Genomic DNA, 18,719 nt, shown 5'->3' on the forward strand with positions numbered 1-18,719 from the left:
CATCCTCCCCACCCATCGTCAGGAGACCGCGTGTCGTCGCTGCTCTACCGTCTCGGTCGTCGCGTGTACCGCGCCCACCGCCTCGTCGCCGTCCTGTGGCTGCTGATCGTGGTGGCGGGCGGAGGAGGAGCGCTGCTGCTCAACCAGGGCACCGACAACACGTTCTCCATCCCGGGCACGCAGTCGCAGACCGCCCTCGACCAGCTCGAGCGCACCTTCCCCCAGGTCAGCGGCACGTCCGCGCGGTACGTGGTCGTCGCGCCCGACGGAGGCAGCGTCCAGGACGCCGACGTGAAGGGCCCCGTCAGTGACGCGGTCGCCGCGCTCGGCGACGTCGACGAGGTCGCGGCCGTCACGGACCCCTACTCCGACAGCGTCTCCGGCACGATCTCCGACGCCGGGAACGCCCTCGTCATCACCGCCCAGATGGACGGCTCCGCCACCACCACGAGCCCCGAGAGCCGCGACGCGCTGAAGGCCGAGGCGACGACCCTCCAGGACGCGCTGCCCGCCGGCTCCGTGGTCTCGCTCGGCGGCGACCTCTTCGCCCAGAACCTCCCCGGCGTGACCATCACGGAGGCGATCGGCCTCGTGGTCGCCCTCGTCGTCCTCGTGCTCACCTTCGGCTCGTTCCTGGCCGCCGGCATGCCGCTGGTCACCGCGCTGCTCGGCGTCGCCCTCTCGATGTCGGCCATCTTCATCGCCACCCGCTTCGCCTCGATCTCCTCGACCACGCCGCTCCTGGCGCTGATGCTGGGCCTGGCGGTCGGCATCGACTACGCCCTCTTCATCATCAGCCGCCACCAGGACCAGCTGAAGCAGGGCATGGACCCGGAGGAGTCGACCGCGCGGGCGACCGCGACCGCGGGCTCCGCCGTCGTCTTCGCGGGCCTGACCGTGATCATCGCGCTCGTCGGCCTCTCGGTCGCGGGCATCCCGTTCCTCACCACGATGGGCGTCGCAGCGGCGGGCGGAGTCGCGATCGCCGTGGTCATCGCGCTCACCCTGACCCCCGCCCTCCTCGGCTTCGCCGGCGCGCGGCTGCGCCCGAAGGAGCGCCGCGCGAAGAAGAAGGCCGCGAAGGCCGCCGCCGCCGCGGGCACCCACGTCGACACCGAGGCGCACGAGGAGGCGGCGACCGCCTCCCCCGGCGGCCACGTGCACGCCGAGGTCCCGCGCGGGTTCTTCCGCGGCTGGGTCCGGGTCGTCACGCGCTTCCCGATCGTGACGATCATCGCGGTGATCGGCGTGCTCGGCGTCGCGAGCATCCCGGCGCTCAGCCTCCGCCTCGCCCTGCCGGACGCCGGCTACCAGGCCGAGGGCACTCCCGCGCGCACCACCTACGACCTGCTCGCCGAGAACTTCGGCGCCGGCTACAACGGCCCGCTCATCGTCACCGGCACGATCATCGGCTCGACCGATCCGCTCGGCCTGATGGACGACCTCAAGGGCGAGATCGAGAAGCTCGACGGAGTCGCCTCGGTGCCGCTCGCGACGCCCAACGAGACCGCCGACACCGGCATCATCCAGGTCATTCCCGAGGGCGGCCCCGACTCCGAGGCCACCAAGGCGCTGGTCGCCGAGATCCGCGACAAGCACGACTACTTCCAGCAGGAGTACGGCGTCGACCTCGCAGTGACCGGCCAGACCGCGGTCGGGATCGACATCTCGGACACTCTCGCCAAGGCCCTGCTGCCGTTCGGCCTGCTCGTCGTGGGCCTGTCGCTGGTGCTGCTGACGATGGTGTTCCGCTCGCTCTGGGTGCCGATCAAGGCGACGCTGGGCTACCTGCTGTCGGTCGGTGCGTCCTTCGGCGCCGTGGCGGCGGTGTTCGAATGGGGATGGTTCTCGGACGCTCTGCACGTCGACAAGACGGGCCCGATCATCAGCTTCATGCCGATCATCCTGATGGGCGTGCTCTTCGGCCTCGCGATGGACTACGAGGTGTTCCTGGTCTCGCGGATGCGCGAGGACTACGTGCACGGGAGGCCGGCGCGCGCCGCTGTCGAGTCGGGCTTCGTCGGCTCGGCCAAGGTGGTCACGGCCGCCGCGGTCATCATGTTCTCGGTCTTCGCCGCCTTCGTGCCGGAGGGGGACACCAACATCAAGCCGATCGCGCTCGGGCTCGCCGTGGGCGTCTTCGTCGACGCGTTCATCGTGCGGATGACGCTGGTGCCCGCCGTGCTGCACCTGCTCGGCGACCGCGCCTGGCACATGCCGCGCTGGCTCGACCGCATCCTCCCGTCCTTCGACGTCGAGGGCGAGGGCCTCACGAAGGAGCTCGCGCTGGCCGACTGGCCGGAGCCCGGATCCACCGACGTGATCGCGGCCGAGGACCTCCGCCTCGACGGACCCGACGGTCCCGTCTACAGCGGCGTCTCGCTGCGGGTCGCTCCCGGCTCCTCCCTCGTGGTCCACGGGCCGCACCGCTCCGGCCGCACCGCGCTGCTGCTGAGCATCGCCGGCCGGCTCGCCCCCGACTCCGGGCGCCTGAAGGTCGCGGGCCTGGTCGTGCCGATCCGCTCCGCCGCCGTGCGCGGCCGGGTCGGGCTGGTGCGCCTCGCCGGAGCCGCCGACCCCGTCGCCGACGTCCGGTCGGCCCTGGAGTCGGCCCCGCCGATCCTGGTGCTCGACGACCTCGACACGGTCACCGACCCGCAGCTGCGGGACGCGATCCGGGCCGAGCTCGACGCCGCCCGCGCCGCCGACGACGCGTTCACCGTGGTCGCCTCCTCCGTCGACGCCGAGGCGCTCGACGACCTCCTCCCCTCCGACCGCGGCGTGCTCGCGGTCTCGCCCGCGGCCGAGCGCCGCGCGATCGCAAAGGTCCTCTGACAGATGGCTCTCCTCTCCCTCGAACGCCCCCGCGGCGTCAAGAAGGTGTCCTGGCTGACCCTTCTCGGGATCGTCCTGGTCCCCCTCGTCATCGGCGGCCTCCTGGTCTGGGCGCTGTGGAACCCGACCGAGCGCCTCGACACGATCACGGCCGCCGTGGTCAACGAGGACACCCCGGTCGAGATCAACGGGCAGACCGTGCCGCTCGGGCGCCAGCTCGCGGCCGGCCTGGTGACGGGCGGCACCGACTCCGCGAGCTCGGACGCCCCCTCCTCCACCCCCTCGGCGAGCGCGACGCCGTCCGCGAGCACGACCCCGGTGCCCAACGTCTCCGGCTCGGACTCGACGGGCAACTTCACCTGGGTCCTCACGGACAAGGACGACGCCGCGAAGGGCCTCGCCGACGGCAGCTACGCGACCGTCGTGACGATCCCCTCCTCCTTCTCCGCCGCCGCCACCTCGTACTCGGGCGACGCCGCGGAGGCGACGAAGGCGACCATCGACATCGCCACCAGCGAGAAGGCCAAGCTCGTCGACGACGCCATCTCGGCCACGGTGACCAGCACCGCCACCTCGCTGCTCAACACGCAGCTGACCACGGCCTACCTCGAGAACGTCTACGTCGGCTTCAACACCCTCAACGAGCAGATCGGCCAGGCGGCCGAGGGCGCGGGCACGCTCGCCGACGGCGCCGACCAGCTCGGCACCGGCGCCTCCACCCTCGCCGACGGCACCAGCAGCCTCGCCGACGGGATCGACGAGCTCGCCACCGGCGCCTCCTCGCTCTCGGACGGCGTCGGGCAGATCGGCACCGGAGCCTCGTCCCTCGCCGACGGCGTGGGGCAGCTGGGCACCGGAGCCTCCGACCTCTCCGGCGGAGTCGCGCAGCTGGCCACCGGTGCGCGCGGCCTCTCCGGCGGAGTGGGACAGCTCGCGACGGGCGCCCGCGACTCGGCGACCGGGGCGACCGCGCTGCAGGGCGGCGCCTCCGACCTGGCCGACGGGCTCGACCAGCTGAGGGAGGGAGTGGTGAGGACCGGCGACGGGACCCAGCAGGTCGCCGCACTCAGCGCCGGCGCCGCCGCCGCCACCGCGGGGACCTTCGAGGCGCTCAGCGCCGCCCTCGAGGGCTGCGAGACGACGCAGTGCCTCGCCGCGCGCGCCGTCATCGCCTCGGCCGACGGACCCACCGGCGCGACCACCCTCGCCACGACGACCGCGGGAGCCGTCGCCGGGATCGACGCGGGCATCCGCCTCGGCGGCGACGGGCAGCCCTCGCTGATCGACGCGGTCGGGCAGTCCGCCACCGGCGCGCGCACTCTCTCGGGGGGCATCGGACAGCTGTCCGGCGGCCTGACGCAGCTCGCCGACGGCGCGGACGACGCCGCGGGCGGAGCGTCCCAGCTCGCCGACGGCCTCGACACCACGGCGGCCGGGTCGGCGCAGCTCGCGACCGGCGCCACCACCGCCGCGGCCGGCGCCCGCGACCTCGCGACCGGCGCGACCACGGCCGCGGGCGGTGCCGCCGACCTCGCCACGGGAGCCTCCTCCGCCGCCGACGGAGCCGACCAGCTCGCCGACGGCGCGAGCGGGGTCTCGGACGGCGCCGTGCAGCTCGCCGACGGCATCCGCACGCTCGCCACCGGCCTCGACGCCGCCGTCGCGCAGCTCCCGACCTACACCGAGTCGGAGTCGACGAACCTCGCCGACGTCGTCTCGGACCCGGTCGAGAACGCGAGCAGCGCGACCGACCTGTTCGGAGCCTCCAGCGTCCCGTTCTTCGCGACGATCGCCCTCTGGCTGGGCGCCCTCGCGACGTTCCTGGTGCTCGCGGCGTTCTCGCACCGTGCACTCTCCTCGACCCGCTCCTCCGCGGCGCTCGCCCTCTCCTCCTACGTGCCGGCGCTCGTGATCGGCGTGGTGCAGGGACTCGCGGTCGCGATCGTGATGAGCGGGGTCGCGGGCCTGGAGCCGGGCCGCTGGGTCGGCTTCGCCCTCCTGGCGATGCTCACCGGCGCCTCGTTCGCCGCGGTGAACCAGGGGCTGGTCGCCCTGCTCGGAGGGATCGGCCGCTTCCTCGCGATGGTCGCGGCGGTGATCGCGCTCGGCGCGGGCATCATCTCGACGGTCCCCGGGCTGTTCGACGACGTGCTCGGGTTCCTGCCGCTCTCGGCGGCGCAGAACGCGCTGTCCGGAGTGGTCGAGGGCACCGACGGCACGGCCGGCGCCGTCGTCGGCCTGGTGATCTGGCTGCTGTTCGGGCTGCTGCTCACCGTCGCCGCGATCGCCCGTCGCCGGGTCGTCTCGGTCCGCGCCCTGCACCGCACCGCGGAGGCGTAGGCCGCGTCTCGCGCCACTCCTCCCCCGAACCGGGGACGGGTGGCGCGAGGATCGCGCCACCGCCGCGCCTCTCCGGGCGACCGGCCCCGGCCGGGGCTAGCCTGACGCGATGGAGTCGGAACCGATGGCGATCCGGACGCGACGGGTGTACGGTCCATCGGTCCTGCGGCGCCTCCGCGCCCTCCTCCTGCGGCTCCTCGGCGCCGGCCTCGCGGCCGTGCTCATCCCGTTCGCCGTCCTCGCGGACCGCCGCGGGGTCCTCGACGAGTCGGTGCTCGCGCTCGGGCTCCTCGCCCTCACCGTCGTCATCGGACTGGCCTCGGCGGTCTCGCTCTTCGTCGTCTCCCCCACCCGCGTGATGACGACCGAGACGCAGGTCGTGCTGATGCGCGGCCGCCGCCGCCGCGAGCAGTGGCCCCGCCGGTCGGTCCGCTTCCTCGAGTCCGCCGACGGCGACGGCTTCGTCGCCTGGTGCCGCGGCGACGGAGTCGAGGTCCGCTGCGCGCACTTCCGCCCGGAGGACCTCGCCGCCCTGCTCGCCGACCTCGGCGCCGCCGCCCGCGTCCGCCACGCCCTGCCGCCCGCTCTGGCCGGGCCCGCCTCGGCCGTCCGCTTCCGGCCGCACCGCGCTCCGCTCCAGCGCCGGGCGGTCGCCCTGGTCGTCGTCGCCACGGAGGCGTTCGCCGCCGGCGTCCTGGCCGTCGCCCTCGCGGGATCCCCGTCGGGCGACCGCGCGCAGATCGCGCTGGGGGCGGTCGTCGTGGCGCTCTCCCTCCCGCTCGGGCTGGTCGCCGCGCGGCTGGCGCTGCGGCCCGGGCTGCCGGGCTCGATCGTGGTGTCGGAGTCGGCCATCCAGATCGACGGGCTGATCTTCCCGCTCGAGGCTCTGCGCTCGGTCGTCGCCTCGAGTCCGACGGGGAGCCATAGCCTCCGCCTGACCCTCACCGAGACGAACGGCCGCATCACGGAGGTCCCCCTCGGGCTGCGGGTGCCGACGCTGCGGCGCGACCAGCTCTTCCCCGACTACCCGCTGCTGCTCGGCGTGCTGCGCGAGCGCACGGCGGGGCTGCTGCGGATCGAGGGCTGAGCCTCAGTCCTCGGCGCCGTCGGCGATGCGCTGGTGGTGGTGGATGACCTCGGCGACGATGAACCCGAGGAACTTCTCGGCGAACGCCGGGTCGAGGTGCGACTCCTCGGCGAGCGCCCGCAGCCGCGCGATCTGGCGGGCCTCGCGCTCGAGGTCCGCGGCGGGCAGCCCGTGCGCGGCCTTCAGCCGGCCGACCTTCTGCGTGAACTTGAAGCGCTCGGCGAGCAGGTGGATCAGCGCCGCGTCGATGTTGTCGATGCTCTGACGGATCTGCACGAGCTCGGCCCGCGCCAGGGACTCCTCGTGCGACGGCTCCTCGTGCGACAGCTCCTCGGTCATGCCCCGACCCTAACGGACCGCCCCCGGACACGACGACGGCCCCTGCCCGGAGTCCGGGAGGGGCCGTCGAGAGGGCCCGGTCAGTCGACCAGGTTGATCTGCACGGGGATGTTGCCGCGGGTGGCGTTGGAGTACGGGCAGAGCTGGTGCGCCGCATCGGCGACCTTCTGCGCGTCCTCGGAGCTCGCCTTCGGCACGTAGACGTCGAGCTCGACCGAGAGGCCGAAGCCGTCGGAGTCGTTCTTCCCGATCGAGACGCTGGCCGAGACGGCCGCGTCGGTCGTGTCGATCTTCAGCTGGCGACCGGCTCCGTGCAGGGCGCTGAGGAAGCAGGCGGAGTAGCCGGCCGCGAACAGCTGCTCGGGGTTGGTCCCCTCGCCGGAGCCGCCGAGCTCCTGCGGGGCGCGGGTGTCGAGGTCGAGACGGTCGTCCTCGGTGCGGACGTGGCCGTCGCGTCCTCCACCGGAGGCGTGGGCGATGGCGGTGTAGAGAGCATCCATTCCCCCATCCCACCACTCGGCCGCCGTGAGTCGGGTGAACGCGGGATGCACGTCCGTGCGTTCTCCCGGGAATCCCCCTCGGGAACGCTCCGGGGAGCGTCAAGCCCCTCCCCCTCGGCGCCCTCCGGGTGTGCGGTGGAGGGACACCGACCCCGACCGGCGCGAGCCGGAGAACGGACACGAGCATGCGAGCACTCACCTGGCAGGGCATCGAGAAGGTCTCGGTCGAGACCGTCCCCGACCCCCGCATCCAGCAGCCGACCGACGCGATCGTCCGGATCACCTCGACCGCGATCTGCGGCTCCGACCTGCACCTCTACCGCCTCCTCGGGCCCTACATCGACCGCGGGGACGTGCTCGGCCACGAGCCCATGGGCGTCGTCGAGGAGGTGGGCTCCGGAGTCACCACCCTGAAGCCCGGCGACCGGGTCGTCGTGCCCTTCAACATCGCCTGCGGCGAGTGCTTCATGTGCCGCCGAGGGCTGCAGTCGCAGTGCGAGACGACGCAGGTCACCGAGTACGGCTCGGGAGCGGCGCTCTTCGGCTACACGAAGATGTACGGCCAGGTCCCCGGCGGGCAGGCCGAGCTGCTCCGCGTGCCGCTGGCCGACTACAACACGATCGTCGTCGGCACGGACCTGCCGGACGAGCGCTACCTCTTCCTCAGCGACATCGTGCCCACCGCGTGGCAGGGCGTGGAGTACGCGCAGGTGCCCGACGGCGGGACCCTGGTCGTCTTCGGACTCGGCCCTGTCGGCCAGTTCGCGGCGCGGATCGGCGCCCACCGCGGCTACCGCGTCCTCGCCGTGGAGCCCGTCGCCGAGCGGCGCGCGATGGCCGAGCGGTACGGCGTGGAGACGTTCGACCTGTCCGACGACATCGCCGCGCAGCTGCGCGACCTCACGGACGGGCGCGGCCCCGACTCCGTCGTCGACGCGGTCGGCATGGAGGCGCACGGCTCGCCGGTCGGCTCGTTCGCTCAGTCGATGGCGGGGCTCCTGCCCGACCCGATCGCCCGCAAGGCGATGGACACGGTCGGCGTCGACCGCCTCGCCGCGGTCCACGCGTCCCTCGACCTGGTCCGCCGCGGCGGCACCGTCTCGCTGAGCGGGGTCTACGGCGGAGAGGCCGACCCGATGCCGCTGAAGTCGATGTTCGACAAGCAGGTGACGGTGCGGATGGGCCAGTGCAACGTGAAGCGCTGGATCGACGATCTTCTGCCGCTGGTGGAGGACTCCTCCGATCCGCTCGGCGTGATGGACCTCGTGACCCACCGGGCGCCGCTCGAGGACGCTCCGGCCCTCTACGAGACCTTCCAGAAGAAGGAGGACGGCTGCATCAAGGTCGTCCTGCGCCCCTAGCCGGGGAACAGCGAAGGCGGCGCCCCCCGAGGGGAGCGCCGCCTTCGCGGTACTGCCGAGACCTACTTGAAGACGTCCTTGACGTCCTCGCCGGCCTTCTTGGCCGAGGCCGCGGCCTGGTCCTTCTGGCCTTCGGCCTTCAGGCTGTCGTCGTTCTTGTGGTCGCCCAGGGCTTCCTTCGCCTTGCCGGCGATGTCTTGAGCGGCGTTCTTGATCTTGTCATCGAGCCCCATGGTGGTGCCTCCTTCGCTGATCGTTGGCACGACCGTAGGACCGGGAACTGCCCGCTTCCTGGGAGCGGGAAGGGGCTTGCCCGGGCGCCCGCTGGACTGCGATGATTCGCGCCCTCGACCGGTGCCGGCCGGTCGAGGGCGCGGGATCAGGTCGCCGGGGTGGCGGACTCGGACGGAGCGGACTGCGAGGGCGCGTTCGTGGGCGTCTGCGACGATCCGTCGTCGGCGCTGGTGGGCACCGCGCTCCCCGACTGGTTCGGCGTCTGGGCGTCGCCGGTGCAGCCGGCCAGCAGGCCGATCGTCAGGGCGGAGGCGCCGAGCGCCCCGAGGATCCGTGCGGCGCTCACTTGCCCGTCACCGCGTCCTTGACGGCCCCCACTGCCTTCTCGACGATGTTCGGCTTCGGGTCGGTGCCGTAGAGGCGCTCGTCCGGCTGCGTGGGCGGGGGCATCGGGACGTTGCCGCCGGGCTCGGCGACCCGGTAGCTGAACTCTCCCTTGCCGTCCGGGGTCGGGCCCGAGGCCCAGCTGCCCTCGGAGGCCGCCGCTCCGTCCGAGAAGTTGATGTACTCGTACGACACCGAGCGCTCCTCCTTCGAGATCGGGAAGTTCGAGGGCACGGGCAGGTCCTCCCGGCCCTCCGCGCGCAGCTCGGCGGCCGCCGCGATCCACTGGTTCTGGTGCATGGTGTCGCGGGCCAGGAGGAACGACAGGAGGTCGCGCACGCCGTGGTCGTCGGTCATGTGGTAGAGCCGGGCGACCTGGAGCCGACCCTGCATCTCCGCGTTCGCGTTGGCGGTGAAGTCGGCCAGCAGGTTGCCGCTGGCGGTGATGTAGGAGCCCTGCCACGGGTTGCCCATGCTGTCGACGGGGCGCGCGCCGGCGCCGGCCACGATGGCGTGCTGCACGTCGGAGCCGCCGATGACCGCCGCGAGCACGGGGTCCTTCTTCATCGCGTCCTCGGACTGCTCGACCGGGGCCTTCTCGAGCAGCTGGGCGATCATCACGGCGATCATCTCGACGTGGCCGAACTCCTCGGCGCCGATGCCGAAGAGCAGGTCCCGGTACTTGCCCGGGTCGTGGGCGTTCCAGGCCTGGAAGCCGTACTGCATCGCCACGGTGATCTCGCCGTACTGGCCGCCGAGCACCTCCTGGAAGCGGCGGGCGAAGACCGCGTCGGGCTTCGAGGGCGTGGACGTGAACTGGAGTTCCTGACGGTGGAAGAACATGACTGGTTGCCTTTCCGGGGTAGCCGGGCGGATCCGGGTGCGGACGTCCGATGTCTGTCCTCTCGACGGTAGGGAGCCCTGTTCGCGGGTCAGAAGGGGCTTGACGCGGCGGCGGAGCAGTCGATCCACGGGCCCTCGGGACCCGCCCTCGTGGGCGCGGGATGGTAGCCCCATCGGGGGGTCAGCCGCTATGCCCTTCCCGGTACTCGAGGGCCCGAACAGACTGGCGACGCCGGCACGCATTCATTCCCCACTCGATCCTGGAAGGGACAGACGATGTCGAACATCGATCCCGCTTCACCTCCGTTCGGAGACGGCGCCGCGAACTTCGGCGCGACCGAGACCCCCATCGACAGCGGGGCGCACGTCGCCTCCACGGACACCTCCTCCGGCTCCTCCTCGGGCGGCACGGCCGACTCCGCGAAGGAGAAGGCGAGCGCCGCCGCGGGCACCGCCAAGGACCAGGCCGGCGCCGTCGCCGGCGACGCCAAGCAGGCCGCGAGCGAAGTGCTCTCGACCGGCAAGGACGAGGCCGCCAACGTGGTCCAGGAGGCCAAGGTCCAGGTCAAGGACCTCTACGACCAGAGCCGCACCCAGCTCACCGAGCAGGCCCACGCCCAGAAGGAGAACGCCGCCAAGGGCGCCCGCGCCTTCAGCGACGACCTGACCGCGCTGGCCAACGGCGAGGGCGGCAGCGACAACGCCGCCGCGAAGCTCGTCTCCCAGGCGGCCACCCGCGTGCAGGGTGTGGCCTCGTGGCTCGAGAACCGCGACCCGTCCGAGCTCCTCGACGACGTCCGCGCGTTCGCCCGCCGCCGCCCGGGTGCCTTCATCCTCATCGCCGCGGCGACGGGACTCGTCGGCGGGCGCCTCATCCGCGCCCTGACCGCCGAGGCGAAGGACGAGAAGGAGGCGACGAGCACCCGCACCGACGGGCCCGAGTTCGACGCCCCCGCCTCGACCACCGCGTACTCCGACGCCTCCGCGTACGACGCGCCCGTCGCGTCCGCCTACGGCACCGTCGGCTCGAGCTCCCTCGAGCGCGACTACGCGCCGACCGAGCCCGTCGCCGACCCGCTCGACGGCGGCTTCCCGAACGGCGGCCGGCTGTGACCGACCCGACGGGCGTCCACCGCTCGACGGAGACGCCCGACCAGCGGGCCGGGTCGACGTCGCTGGGCGATCTGCTCGGCGAGGTCTCGCGCGACCTCTCCACGCTGATCCGCCAGGAGATGGCCCTCGCCAAGGCCGAGCTCAAGGAGTCCGCCGGCAAGGCGGGCAAGGGAGCGGGCCTCCTCGGCGGGGCGGGCTACGCCGCGCTGATGGCCGTGCTCTTCCTCTCGATCGCCCTCTGGTGGGGCCTGGGCACTCTGATCGGCAACGGCTGGTCCGGAGTGGTCGTGGCCGTCATCTGGGCGATCGTGGCCGCGATCCTCTACGCGGTGGGCCGCAAGAGCCTGAAGCAGGTCGACGGCGCTCCCGAGACGGTCGACTCCCTCAAGAAGATTCCCGACACCCTCAAGCCGAACGGGGCAGGACGATGACGTACGACGCAGGACAGAACAAGACACCCGAGGAGATCCGGGCGGACATCGAGCGCACGCGCCTCGAGCTCGGCGGAGACGTCGACGCGCTGGCCGAGAAGGTCAGCCCGTCCGCCATCGCGCAGCGTCAGACCGACAAGGTCAAGTCGGCCGTGGGCTCCGTCCGCGACCGGGTGATGGGCTCGGCGCACGACGCCTCCGACTCGCTCTCGAGCGGTGCGGGCTCGGCGAAGGCCAAGGCCGAGGGCAACCCGTTCGCCGTGGGGCTCATCGCCCTCGGCGCCGGACTCCTCGTCGCCTCGCTCATCCCCGCCTCCAGCAAGGAGAAGGAGGCGGCGAGCCGCGTCAAGGAGCAGGCCCAGCCGGTCGTCGACAAGGTGACCGACGCGGCCAAGGAGGCGGCGAGCGAGCTCCGCGAGCCCGCGCAGCAGGCCTTCGCCTCCGTCAAGGAGACCGCGACCGACGCTGCGCAGAACGTCAAGGAGGCGGGCACCTCCGCCACCGACGACGTGAAGGACTCGGCCCGCGAGGCCAAGCACGCCGTCCAGGAGGACGTGCAGCACTGATCCGTCGGCGCTGACAGGGCGGTGGGCCTCCGGGCCCGCCGCCCTTCGTCGTGCCGCCGGGAATACGCCGCCGCCCGCACTCCTTGCCCTCCGTATGCGATCGATCGTCTACTCCCGCACCGGTGACTCCTCCGTCCTCTCCCTCGTCGATCGGGAGGAGCGGGCGCCGGGCGCCGGCGAGGTCCGCGTCCGCGTCCTGGCGTCGGGCGTGAATCCGACCGACTGGAAGGCACGCGCCGACGGCGACCTCGCGTTCGACGAGGTCGTCCCGAACCAGGACGGCGCCGGTGTCGTCGAGGCGGTCGGCGAGGGCGTCGAGGGCCTGGCCGTCGGCGACCGGGTCTGGATGTACCTCTCCGCGCACCGCCGCCCCACCGGCACCGCGCAGGAGTCGGCGGTGCTCGCCGCCGAGCACGTCGTGCGCCTGCCCGAGGGCGTCGGCATCGACGTCGCCGCGAGCCTCGGCGTCCCCGCGATGACCGCCCACCGCGCCCTCACCGTGCACGAGCACGGCCCCTCCCGTCTCGCGCCCGGCGCCCTCGCCGGCCGCACCGTCCTGGTCCAGGGCGGCGCCGGAGCCGTCGGGCACGCCGCGATCCAGCTCGCGGTCTGGGCCGGGGCGACCGTCATCGCGACGGTGAGCAGCGACTCCAAGGAGCGGCTCGCCCGTGCGGCCGGTGCGCAGCACGTGCTGCAGTACCCGGACGATGCGCTCGCCGACCGGATCCGCGAGCTCGCCCCCGAGGGCGTCCAGCACGTGGTCGAGGTCGCCCCGGCTCAGAACGCCGCGCTCGACGTCGAGGTGCTCGCCAACCACGGCAGCATCGGGTACTACGCGAACAACAACGGCGACGAGTTCACCGTGCCGATCGTCGCGAGCTTCGCGAAGAACGCCCGCTGGCAGGGCCTGCTGCTCTACACCGTGGGCGAGGAGGCACTGCAGGCCGCGGCCGAGGACATCACCGCGGCGCTCGTCGACGGCGCGCTCCCGGTGGGCGAGGAGGCGGGCCTCCCGCTGACCTGGTTCCCGCTCGAGGAGACCGCGGCCGCCCACGACGCGGTCGAGCAGGGCGCGACGGGCAAGGTGCTCATCCGCGTCGCCGACTGACCGGGAGGGCTCGCCTCCGATCGACGACCGGCCGGATCATCCCCGGAGCGGGGGCGAGCCCGGGACGGTCGAGCGGTCGGCCAGGCCGGCCACGAGCTCGGCGAGCGCCTCCTCCGCCGTGCGGGTCGGCGCCCAGCCGAGCTCGGCGCGGGCGCGCTCGGTCGACATGACCGGGACGTTGCCCGCGATGTCGAGCCAGCCCGCGTCGGTGCGCTGCAGGCGCAGGTGCCAGGTCGCCGTGACGACGGAGCGGAGCAGCCCGAACGGCACCGTGACCAGGCGGGCGCCGAAGGCGTGCGCCAGCCGCTCCGGAGTGAGGACCGGCTCGGCCGCGATGTTGAAGGCCCCGCCGGCGCGCCGGTCGAGCGCGCGCCAGAAGGCGTCGGCCACGTCGTCGGCGTGCACGCCCTGGAAGACGATGCTCCGCGGCAGCGGCAGGACCGGGATCCGGACCGCCTTCAGCCACCGCGTCGGGTAGTGGGGACCGGCGAAGAGCCCGGCGATCTCCGTCGCCGCTCCGTGCTGGAAGACGAGCCCCGGGCGCAGGCGTGTGACGACGATCTCGGGGTGCCGCTCCTCGAAGGCGTCGAGCTGCCGCTCGTTCGCGGCCTTGTGGCGGCTGTAGGTCGAGGTGTGCAGGCCGCCCGTGGGCCAGTCCTCGGTGACCCGGATCGACTTCGGCGCCGCGCTGTAGGCGCCCACGGACGAGGCGACGGCGACCTGGCCGACTCCCACGGCGGCGACCGCCTCGAGCACGGCCGCGGTGCCTCCGACGTCGACCAGCCGCTGGAACGGCTCGTCGTGGCTGGGCTGCAGCGCCCAGGCGAGGTGCACGACGGCGTCGACGCCGGCGAAGGCCTCGCGGAGCCGCCGCGGGGCGACGCTCGACGCGAGGTCGATCTCGACCCAGCGCACGTCGTGGTACTCCTCCGAGCGGAGCCGAGGGGCCCGGCGGGCGATGCCCACGATCTCCTCCACCCCGGCTTCGCCGTGCAGGCGCCGCAGCAGCGCCGTCCCCAGGTTGCCGGTCGCCCCGACGATCGCGATCCGCATGGCGTCATCCCTCCGGGAGCGGCGCGCGCCGACCCCCTCCTCCGAGGCTAGGCAGGGGCGCCGCCGGGGAGGAGCCGCTTGACAGCGGGGACGACGGGACGCTCGGCGGGGACCGCCGGCGGCCGGCCGGGTGGACGCTCCTCCCCAGGGCGGACGCGGCCTAGACCACGGCGGGAGCGGGCGCATCCCCCCGCGCGGCCGGCCGACGATCCCTAGCCTGGGACGATGCTGCCGACACCGCCCCGCCGCGTCCTCCCCGTGCGACACGAGGTCGAGGGCGTCACGCTGCGGACGGTCGACACCGGTCCGGCCGGAGCGGGCGCGGTGTTCGTCCTGATCCACGGGATCGGGATGTCGCACCACACCTTCTCGCCGCTCGCCGCCCGCCTGAAGCGGCACGGCCGGGTGATCGGCGTCGACCTCGCCGGCTTCGGCGCGAACGCGCGACCGCGGCGGAGGATCGGCCTCGAGGACCACGCGCGGCAGGTCGAGCAGGTCCTCCGCGGACTGGGCGTCTCGCGCGCGGTCGTCGTCGGTCACTCGATGGGGTCGCAGGTGGCGGTCGAGCTGGGGCTGCGCGCGCCCGGCCTGGTCGGCGGTGCGGTGCTCATCGGGCCGGTGGTGGATCCGCAGCGGCCCGGAGCGGTCCGCCAGGGGCTCGCGCTGCTGCGGGACTGCCTCGGCGAGCCGGTGGGCGTCGACGCGATCCTGCTGGCCGACTACCTGCGCGGCGGCCTGCGCTGGTACCTGCGCCAGCTGCCCGAGATGCTGCGGCATCCGGTGCAGGAGCGCGTCGCCGAGCTGGAGGTGCCGGTCCTCGTCGCCCGCGGCCACGACGACCCGATCGCCACCCGGGACTGGTGCGAGCGGCTCACGGCCCGCGCGCGCGAGGGGCGGCTCGTCGAGTTCGCCGGCTCGCGCCACGTCGTCCCCCGCACCGAGCCCGGAGCGCTCGCCCGCGAGATCCTCCGCTTCGCCGCTGCGCTCGGCGAGAGGCCCGCCGCCCCGCTGCCCCTCCGGTCGGAGCCCGCCGCATGAGCCGGCTCCGGCGCCTGGTGCGCGACGCCGTCTGGTGGATCCGCGACTACGCCTACGCCGTCGCCTGGCAGGTGCGCGGCGTCCTCTCGCGCCGTGCCCCGGACGACTACCTCGACGGCGACCGGCGGCCCGTCGTGGTCCTGCCGGGGATCTGGGAGACCTGGTCCTTCCTCCGCCCGATCATCGATCCGCTGCACGAGCGCGGGCACCCTCTCCACGTGCTGACGAGCCTCGGCCGCAACGGCCGCCCGGTCGCCCGGACGGCCGAGGACGTAGCCGCCTACCTCGCCGAGCACGGGCTCCGCGACGTGGTGATCGTCGCCCACAGCAAGGGCGGACTGATCGGCAAGTACGTGATGACCGAGCTCGACCCGGACGGCCGGGTCGACCGGATGGTCGCCGTGGCGACCCCGTTCGGCGGCTCCCGCTACGCGCCCTACCTGGTCCTCCGGAGCCTGCGCGCCTTCTCGCCGCGCGACGCCACGACCCTGCTGCTGTCGAGCCGCTCCGGAGCGAACGCGCGGATCACCTCCGTGTTCGGCCTCTTCGATCCGCACATCCCCGAGGGCAGCATGCTCGAGGGCGCGGTCAACGTCCGGATCGAGACCGGCGGGCACTTCCGCATCCTGAGCGACCCCGAGACGCTCACCGCGGTCGTCACGGCGGTCTCTGCGGAGGAGCGCGCCGACGGAGAGGCGCCCTGACGGCGGCGGAACCCCTCCGTAGCAACCCGCGTCGCCGCGGCGGAACCCCCTGGCGCCTCCGGCCCGCGAGGCGGAGCGTGGAGCCATGCCCGCCTCCTCCACCGGCCCGACCGAGCTCCTCCTCGTCCGTCACGGCGAGAGCCTCGCCAACATCGCGGCGAGCGCCGCCGAGGCCTCGGGGGCTCACGAGATCGCCGTCGACCGCCGCGACCCCGACGTCGAGCTCTCCCCCGCCGGCGAGGAGCAGGCGCGCGCGCTCGGCCGCTGGCTGGCCGAGGAGGCGCGACCCGCCTCCGCCTGGACGTCGCCCTACCGCCGCGCCTCCGCGACCGCCCGCCTCGCCCTCGGCGAGGCCGGCATCGACCTGCGGCTGCGCCCCGACGAGCGCCTGCGCGACCGCGACCTCGGCGTCACCGACCGCCTCACCTCCGCCGGCGTGCGGGCCCGGATGCCCGAGGAGGCGGCGCGGCGCGAGTGGCTCGGCAAGTTCTACTACCGACCGCCGGGAGGCGAGGCCTGGACGGACCTCGCGCTCCGCGTCCGCGCCTTCGTCGACCACCTCGCCGTCGCCGCGCCTCCCGGGCCGGCGATCCTCTTCTGCCACGACGCGGTCGTCCTCGTCCTCCGCTACGTCCTCGAGGGCCTCTCCGAGCACGAGCTGCTCGACATCGGCGCTTCGACGCCCGTCGCCAACGGCTCCGTCACCCGTCTCGTCCGCGACGGCGACGCGTGGCGCCTCGAGCTCTTCAACCGCACGTCCCACCTCGAGCGCTCCGGCGCACCCGTCACCCGGCACGACGACCGCGCGGCCGGAGAAGGAGACCCTCATGAGTGACCTCGTCTCCCGCGCCCTGCTCGAGCAGCGCTGGCCCCTCCCGGAGCCCGGAGGCTCGAAGCACTCCCGCGGCGACGTGGTCGTCGTCGGCGGCGCCCGCAAGACGCCCGGCGCCGCGATCCTCGCGGGGATCGCCGCGCTGCGGACCGGCGCGGGTCGCATCACGCTCTGCGTCGCCGAGTCGGTCGCGTCGGCCACCGCGGCCGCGCTGCCGGAGTGCGGAGTGGTCCCGCTCGCGGAGACGCGCACCGGCTCCGTCTCGGGCCGCGGGCTCGACGTCCTGGCCGGCGAGCTCTCCTCCGCCGACGTCGCCCTGATCGGACCCGGCCTGGACGACCCGCGCGCGACCGCCGCGACCCTCCGTGCCCTCGCTCCGCTCCTCGACGACGTGCCGGCCGTGCACCTCGACGCCTTCCCGCTCGGGGTCCTGCCCGGGCAGCGCCGTCTCGCGCGGAGGCTCGCGGGCAGGCTCCTGTTGACCCCGAACTCGGAGGAGGCGTCCCGGCTCCTCGGCGAGGAGGTCGACGACGTCGAGCGGGCCGCCCTCGCGGTCGCCGAGCGCTACGGCGCGGTGGTGAGCCTGTTCAACACGATCGCCTCGCCCGACGGCGACGCGGTGCGGATCGAGGGCGAGCACCCCGGGCTGGCCACCGCTGGCAGCGGCGACGTGCTCGCCGGAGCGACGGCGGGCCTGCGCGGGCGCGGCGTCGATCCGATGGGCGCGGCCGCGTGGGGCGCGTTCCTGCACACGGAGGCGGACACGCGCCTCTCCGCACGGATCGGCCCGGCCGGGTACCTCGCGAGCGAGATCCCGGGGGAGTTCCCCCGCGTGCTGGCGGGCTGAGCGGCGCGGGTGCGCTGAGGACGGCAGTCGTTCCGAGGCGGGCCGGCGGCGCGAGCGCCCCGGACCGAGCCGGCGCCGTGAGCGGCGGCGATCACCGTGACCGCGGCGTCGACCTCAGTGCGCGACGTCGGCGACCGAGAACGCCACTCCCGGCGTGATCAGGATCGAGGTCTCGCGAGGCTCGCCCTCGCCCTGGTTCACCGTGATCCAGCGCGACGCGGAGCCGTCCAGGGCGCGGTCGATGCTCTCGCGCACCTCCGCGGCCGACGTCTCGCTCAGGCTGAACGGCGCTCCGCCGTAGATGATCTCGACGCGCTTCACAGCATGCTCTCCTCGCTCTGACGGGCGGTCCCGTGGGGCTCCTCGCTAATCCGCAGCCCGTGCGCCGTGTGCGAGTCGGCGAGCAGCTGTCGGATCCAGTCCGGGTTGATGTTCGGGGCACGGCCGCCGTGGTACTTGAAGCGCAACGGGATGGCGGGGTGCAGCCAGATCGAGGTGCGTCCGTCGCCGACCGCCTGCGAGTCCTTCCACGAGAAGTAGAAGGACTCGTTGCGCGCGAGCTTCGAGCCGATCACGATCTGCAGGTGCGCCAGCAGACGGTCGTCGAAGTCGGCCTCGAGGGTCGAGTCGTAGATCAGTCGCCCCATCAGGCGGTTCTCCGTTCGGGAAGTCGCCCGTCCGCGAAGGATCGGGCGGAGTCGTGAGTGTCGATCCTACCGGCGCCCCGGATGCTCACCAGGAGTCGTCCTCGCCGTGGAAGTGCGGGATCTCGGTGTCGACGGCGGAGAGGGGCCCGGCGCCGCCGTCCTCCTCGGCCACGGGGTGCGAGACGCCCAGGCGGGCCGTCTCGCGGGTGAAGCGCTCGACGAGCTCCTCGTCGAGCAGCTCCTCGGCTCCGTCGTCCTCGGACTCCGAGAACAGCTGGCTCGCCGGTCCGATCAGCAGCGCCGCCCGTCCGGGCCGGCCGGACTCCTGGCGGATCGGGATGTCGACCGTGATCGACCCCTTGGTGAGCGCCAGCGCCTCCGCGTAGGCCAGCAGCGACCGCGCGATGGCGGTACCCGTCAGCACGGAGCTGCCGGCGTAGTGGATGCGTTCCATGCC

At 73.7% G+C, this 18,719-nt stretch carries 21 protein-coding genes; 12 read left to right on the forward strand and 9 right to left on the reverse strand.

Annotated features, from left to right (window positions below):
* Window positions 1-30 precede the first annotated feature (30 nt).
* From GTU71_RS11690 to GTU71_RS11700, 3 genes are all read left to right on the forward strand, one after another.
* Entirely contained in the window at window positions 31-2,835 is a 2,805-nt protein-coding gene (locus tag GTU71_RS11690) for an MMPL family transporter (protein WP_159940192.1), read from the forward strand.
* A 3-nt stretch (window positions 2,836-2,838) separates the two neighbouring features.
* Window positions 2,839-5,175, forward strand: coding sequence for a YhgE/Pip domain-containing protein (locus GTU71_RS11695; RefSeq protein ID WP_159940194.1), 2,337 nt, complete (start codon window positions 2,839-2,841; stop codon window positions 5,173-5,175).
* 109 nt (window positions 5,176-5,284) lie between these two features.
* Window positions 5,285-6,262: a hypothetical protein gene (locus GTU71_RS11700; protein WP_159940196.1), complete on the forward strand. Its 978-nt coding sequence runs from the start codon at window positions 5,285-5,287 to the stop codon at window positions 6,260-6,262.
* A gap of 3 nt (window positions 6,263-6,265) precedes the next feature.
* On the opposite strand, the gene GTU71_RS11705 is transcribed toward GTU71_RS11700, so the two are convergent.
* Window positions 6,266-6,601 carry a chorismate mutase gene (locus tag GTU71_RS11705; protein WP_104222760.1) on the reverse strand — a complete coding sequence of 112 codons (336 nt, stop codon included), beginning with the start codon at window positions 6,599-6,601 and terminating at the stop codon, window positions 6,266-6,268.
* An 80-nt stretch (window positions 6,602-6,681) separates the two neighbouring features.
* Window positions 6,682-7,101: an organic hydroperoxide resistance protein gene (locus GTU71_RS11710; protein WP_104222761.1), complete on the reverse strand. Its 420-nt coding sequence runs from the start codon at window positions 7,099-7,101 to the stop codon at window positions 6,682-6,684.
* Window positions 7,102-7,286: 185 nt separating this feature from the next.
* Here GTU71_RS11710 and GTU71_RS11715 point away from each other — a divergent pair, with 185 nt between their 5' ends.
* Entirely contained in the window at window positions 7,287-8,462 is a 1,176-nt protein-coding gene (locus GTU71_RS11715) for a zinc-dependent alcohol dehydrogenase (RefSeq protein WP_159940198.1), read from the forward strand.
* A gap of 62 nt (window positions 8,463-8,524) precedes the next feature.
* On the opposite strand, the gene GTU71_RS11720 is transcribed toward GTU71_RS11715, so the two are convergent.
* The 3 genes from GTU71_RS11720 to GTU71_RS11730 all read right to left on the reverse strand — a co-directional run bounded on the left by GTU71_RS11720 (window position 8,525) and on the right by GTU71_RS11730 (window position 9,923).
* Window positions 8,525-8,695: a CsbD family protein gene (locus tag GTU71_RS11720; protein ID WP_104222763.1), complete on the reverse strand. Its 171-nt coding sequence runs from the start codon at window positions 8,693-8,695 to the stop codon at window positions 8,525-8,527.
* Window positions 8,696-8,841: 146 nt separating this feature from the next.
* Window positions 8,842-9,042, reverse strand: coding sequence for a hypothetical protein (locus tag GTU71_RS11725; protein WP_104255990.1), 201 nt, complete (start codon window positions 9,040-9,042; stop codon window positions 8,842-8,844).
* The gene (locus GTU71_RS11730; protein WP_104222765.1) at window positions 9,039-9,923 is read right to left on the reverse strand and encodes a manganese catalase family protein; all 885 of its coding nucleotides are present in this window, start codon (window positions 9,921-9,923) and stop codon (window positions 9,039-9,041) included. Before GTU71_RS11730 ends, GTU71_RS11725 begins: the two co-directional genes overlap by 4 nt.
* 276 nt (window positions 9,924-10,199) lie before the next feature.
* On the opposite strand from GTU71_RS11730, the gene GTU71_RS16475 reads away from it, so the two are divergent.
* The 4 genes from GTU71_RS16475 (at window position 10,200) to GTU71_RS11750 (ending at window position 13,141) form a co-directional block, all read left to right on the forward strand.
* Window positions 10,200-11,036, forward strand: coding sequence for a hypothetical protein (locus tag GTU71_RS16475; RefSeq protein ID WP_104225698.1), 837 nt, complete (start codon window positions 10,200-10,202; stop codon window positions 11,034-11,036).
* Window positions 11,033-11,467 (forward strand): phage holin family protein, encoded by a 435-nt coding sequence (locus GTU71_RS16480; protein WP_104222767.1) that lies wholly within the window; start codon window positions 11,033-11,035, stop codon window positions 11,465-11,467. Before GTU71_RS16475 ends, GTU71_RS16480 begins: the two co-directional genes overlap by 4 nt.
* Window positions 11,464-12,033: a DUF3618 domain-containing protein gene (locus GTU71_RS11745; protein ID WP_104222768.1), complete on the forward strand. Its 570-nt coding sequence runs from the start codon at window positions 11,464-11,466 to the stop codon at window positions 12,031-12,033. The genes GTU71_RS16480 and GTU71_RS11745 overlap by 4 nt, the downstream gene beginning before the upstream one ends.
* 94 nt (window positions 12,034-12,127) lie before the next feature.
* Window positions 12,128-13,141, forward strand: coding sequence for an NADPH:quinone reductase (locus GTU71_RS11750; RefSeq protein WP_104329303.1), 1,014 nt, complete (start codon window positions 12,128-12,130; stop codon window positions 13,139-13,141).
* 36 nt (window positions 13,142-13,177) lie between these two features.
* On the opposite strand, the gene GTU71_RS11755 is transcribed toward GTU71_RS11750, so the two are convergent.
* On the reverse strand, window positions 13,178-14,194 hold the full coding sequence (locus GTU71_RS11755) for an NAD-dependent epimerase/dehydratase family protein (protein WP_159940200.1): 1,017 nt from the start codon (window positions 14,192-14,194) through the stop codon (window positions 13,178-13,180).
* Between the two features lie 225 nt (window positions 14,195-14,419).
* Between GTU71_RS11755 and GTU71_RS11760 the strand changes: the two genes are divergently transcribed.
* The 4 genes from GTU71_RS11760 (at window position 14,420) to GTU71_RS11775 (ending at window position 17,615) form a co-directional block, all read left to right on the forward strand.
* Complete coding sequence (locus tag GTU71_RS11760; RefSeq protein ID WP_104329304.1) at window positions 14,420-15,232, forward strand: alpha/beta hydrolase; 813 nt, start codon at window positions 14,420-14,422, stop codon at window positions 15,230-15,232.
* Window positions 15,229-15,936, forward strand: a complete 708-nt coding sequence (locus GTU71_RS11765; protein WP_104239324.1) for an alpha/beta hydrolase — start codon at window positions 15,229-15,231, stop codon at window positions 15,934-15,936. The genes GTU71_RS11760 and GTU71_RS11765 overlap by 4 nt, the downstream gene beginning before the upstream one ends.
* An 85-nt stretch (window positions 15,937-16,021) precedes the next feature.
* Window positions 16,022-16,771, forward strand: coding sequence for a histidine phosphatase family protein (locus GTU71_RS11770; RefSeq protein WP_104250670.1), 750 nt, complete (start codon window positions 16,022-16,024; stop codon window positions 16,769-16,771).
* On the forward strand, window positions 16,764-17,615 hold the full coding sequence (locus GTU71_RS11775) for an NAD(P)H-hydrate dehydratase (protein WP_159940202.1): 852 nt from the start codon (window positions 16,764-16,766) through the stop codon (window positions 17,613-17,615). Before GTU71_RS11770 ends, GTU71_RS11775 begins: the two co-directional genes overlap by 8 nt.
* Window positions 17,616-17,729: 114 nt before the next feature.
* On the opposite strand, the gene GTU71_RS11780 is transcribed toward GTU71_RS11775, so the two are convergent.
* The 3 genes from GTU71_RS11780 to GTU71_RS11790 form a co-directional block, all read right to left on the reverse strand.
* On the reverse strand, window positions 17,730-17,936 hold the full coding sequence (locus GTU71_RS11780) for a hypothetical protein (RefSeq protein ID WP_104222775.1): 207 nt from the start codon (window positions 17,934-17,936) through the stop codon (window positions 17,730-17,732).
* Window positions 17,933-18,262 carry an ATP-dependent DNA ligase gene (locus GTU71_RS11785; RefSeq protein WP_104222776.1) on the reverse strand — a complete coding sequence of 110 codons (330 nt, stop codon included), beginning with the start codon at window positions 18,260-18,262 and terminating at the stop codon, window positions 17,933-17,935. The genes GTU71_RS11780 and GTU71_RS11785 overlap by 4 nt, the downstream gene beginning before the upstream one ends.
* Before the next feature lie 85 nt (window positions 18,263-18,347).
* On the reverse strand, window positions 18,348-18,716 hold the full coding sequence (locus GTU71_RS11790; RefSeq protein WP_104222777.1) for a hypothetical protein: 369 nt from the start codon (window positions 18,714-18,716) through the stop codon (window positions 18,348-18,350).
* Window positions 18,717-18,719 lie beyond the last annotated feature (3 nt).

The organism is Rathayibacter sp. VKM Ac-2762, from assembly GCF_009866585.1.
Taxonomy (GTDB): Bacteria; Actinomycetota; Actinomycetes; order Actinomycetales; family Microbacteriaceae; genus Rathayibacter.

Coding starts and splice junctions, on each gene's coding strand:
- GTU71_RS11695 (WP_159940194.1), top strand. CDS start 2,839: ATGGCTCTCCTCTCCCTCGAACGCCCCCGCGGCGTCAAGAAGGTGTCC.
- GTU71_RS11700 (WP_159940196.1), top strand. CDS start 5,285: ATGGAGTCGGAACCGATGGCGATCCGGACGCGACGGGTGTACGGTCCA.
- GTU71_RS11705 (WP_104222760.1), bottom strand. CDS start 6,601: ATGACCGAGGAGCTGTCGCACGAGGAGCCGTCGCACGAGGAGTCCCTG.
- GTU71_RS11710 (WP_104222761.1), bottom strand. CDS start 7,101: ATGGATGCTCTCTACACCGCCATCGCCCACGCCTCCGGTGGAGGACGC.
- GTU71_RS11715 (WP_159940198.1), top strand. CDS start 7,287: ATGCGAGCACTCACCTGGCAGGGCATCGAGAAGGTCTCGGTCGAGACC.
- GTU71_RS11720 (WP_104222763.1), bottom strand. CDS start 8,695: ATGGGGCTCGATGACAAGATCAAGAACGCCGCTCAAGACATCGCCGGC.
- GTU71_RS11730 (WP_104222765.1), bottom strand. CDS start 9,923: ATGTTCTTCCACCGTCAGGAACTCCAGTTCACGTCCACGCCCTCGAAG.
- GTU71_RS16475 (WP_104225698.1), top strand. CDS start 10,200: ATGTCGAACATCGATCCCGCTTCACCTCCGTTCGGAGACGGCGCCGCG.
- GTU71_RS11745 (WP_104222768.1), top strand. CDS start 11,464: ATGACGTACGACGCAGGACAGAACAAGACACCCGAGGAGATCCGGGCG.
- GTU71_RS11750 (WP_104329303.1), top strand. CDS start 12,128: ATGCGATCGATCGTCTACTCCCGCACCGGTGACTCCTCCGTCCTCTCC.
- GTU71_RS11755 (WP_159940200.1), bottom strand. CDS start 14,194: ATGCGGATCGCGATCGTCGGGGCGACCGGCAACCTGGGGACGGCGCTG.
- GTU71_RS11760 (WP_104329304.1), top strand. CDS start 14,420: ATGCTGCCGACACCGCCCCGCCGCGTCCTCCCCGTGCGACACGAGGTC.
- GTU71_RS11765 (WP_104239324.1), top strand. CDS start 15,229: ATGAGCCGGCTCCGGCGCCTGGTGCGCGACGCCGTCTGGTGGATCCGC.
- GTU71_RS11770 (WP_104250670.1), top strand. CDS start 16,022: ATGCCCGCCTCCTCCACCGGCCCGACCGAGCTCCTCCTCGTCCGTCAC.
- GTU71_RS11775 (WP_159940202.1), top strand. CDS start 16,764: ATGAGTGACCTCGTCTCCCGCGCCCTGCTCGAGCAGCGCTGGCCCCTC.
- GTU71_RS11785 (WP_104222776.1), bottom strand. CDS start 18,262: ATGGGGCGACTGATCTACGACTCGACCCTCGAGGCCGACTTCGACGAC.
- GTU71_RS11790 (WP_104222777.1), bottom strand. CDS start 18,716: ATGGAACGCATCCACTACGCCGGCAGCTCCGTGCTGACGGGTACCGCC.